At 58.5% G+C, this 1654-nt stretch carries 2 protein-coding genes and 1 pseudogene; all 3 read left to right on the forward strand.

Features of this window, described 5'->3' with window-relative positions:
• Positions 1-713 (forward strand): tyrosine-type recombinase/integrase (locus tag PSI17_RS16705; protein WP_273553033.1); only part of this gene is annotated, 713 nt, incomplete at its 5' end.
• A 374-nt stretch (positions 714-1087) separates the two neighbouring features.
• On the forward strand, positions 1088-1342 hold the full coding sequence (locus PSI17_RS16710) for a hypothetical protein (protein WP_273553034.1): 255 nt from the start codon (positions 1088-1090) through the stop codon (positions 1340-1342).
• Positions 1326-1499 (forward strand): annotated as a pseudogene (locus PSI17_RS17530) (RHS repeat-associated core domain-containing protein); the annotation flags it as partial. The gene PSI17_RS16710 and the pseudogene PSI17_RS17530, both read left to right, overlap by 17 nt.
• Positions 1500-1654 lie beyond the last annotated feature (155 nt).

The following is a 1654-nucleotide window of genomic DNA, read 5'->3' on the forward strand; positions in this document are numbered from 1 at the left end:
GCGTGCGCCACCTGTTCCGCTGGCTGGTGAAGCGGCAGCACCTGCGGTATAACCCGGCGCGGGAGCTGGAGCTGCCCCGGCGGGAGCGCCGGTTGCCGTGGGGACTGCTGAGCGAGCAGGAAACGCGGCGGGTGCTGGCGATGACCGGCAGCGACAATCCGCTCAGTGTCCGGGACCGGGCAATACTGGAAACGCTGTGGAGCAGTGGCATCCGGCGTTCAGAACTCGCGCGGTTGCAGCTCAGTGAGCTGGATTTAACCGGCGGCATGCTGTTTGTCCGGCAGGGCAAAGGCCGTCAGGACCGGGTTGTTCCGCTGGGTGAGTCAGCACGGCACTGGTTACAGCACTATCTTAACGATGTCCGCCCGCGTCTGGTGTGGGGAAAAGACCCTGATTACCTGTTTGTGTCACAACACGGAAGGGGCCTGACCGACAACAGCCTGACCCAGATAGTCCGCAATGCGCTCCACCGTGCCGGCATCGACAAACCCGGCGGTTGCCACCTGTTCCGGCATGGCATGGCCACGCAGATGCTGGAGAACGGCGCAGATACCCGGCATATCCAGGCGATATTAGGCCATGCCAGTCTGGAATCGACCCAGATATATACCCGGGTGGCGATTGGTCATTTAAAAAAAGTGCATCATCAGACCCATCCGGCTGAGCGTGAGCCTCCGGCAAAAGGCGTGCCCGACGCCGAACCGAAACCCTGACGCACCGGACAGCCCGCGCCTCCCCGTTGAGTCCGTCGGGAGCGGTGCGGGGGCAGACCGTGACCGGACTGCCCGTCGGCCTCGGCGTCGGCGGGGGTAAATAGGCAATGGCCGGCCTGAGCTGTGGTGTCCCCGTTAAGTCTGTTGTGGCCGCCCAAAGCCTATTCAACATAATGTGGGGGAATTAGGCGAAACTCGCCGTTCCTGTGCGTGCCAGTCAGGCACACCGCAAAGCGGCTCGCATCGCCTAATTAACATTATGTCTGCGCCCCCGCTTATCGGCATCGCTGACGTGCCGCCGCACAAGGCGGCGCCTTCTGCTGTCAGCATCTCAGCCAGTCCCCGGCAAAAAAACGCGTTCTTCTTTAGCTGCCTTGCCACGTCCGGCCAACATCCCTGAAGGTTGGTCGGCCTGCGGCCTCCGTTTTTACCTCCGCCGCCCAGACAAGCTGGGCGACGTTCGCCCGTTGCCGATGAAAAACAATCCGAAAGTGCACGTCGGGGTCAAAAAAATGGCCGGGGCAAAATGGGCGCAATCTGCTATCCTGAAAGCCTTGCCCTGTGCGGGCTGGCGTCGCCCTGCGGGTATGATGGCGTCGGGGATGATGCCCCTTCTGCGGGCAGTATGAGGACGAAGAGAGTGGGCTATACTATAATCGGTTCCGATATTATTCACCGGAGACGGCGCAGTATATCTCGGCAGACCCCATTGGGTTATTGGGGGGATTTAATCCGTATGGGTATGTGCATAATCCGTCAAATTGGATAGATCCTTACGGTCTGGCAGGCGGGGTTGGTAATAAAGGGGATGTTGGAGTAAGTGGAAAACCAAATTCTTTTGATAATGCTAATTTCCCTGATCAACAAAGATTAACTCAACATTTTGAAAAACATGGTCATGAGTTTAGAGCCACTTCTGAAGCCGAATACTTACAAATTGG

The sequence above is a fragment of the Xenorhabdus sp. IM139775 genome, assembly GCF_028598745.1.
In the GTDB taxonomy this organism is placed as follows: domain Bacteria; phylum Pseudomonadota; class Gammaproteobacteria; order Enterobacterales; family Enterobacteriaceae; genus Xenorhabdus.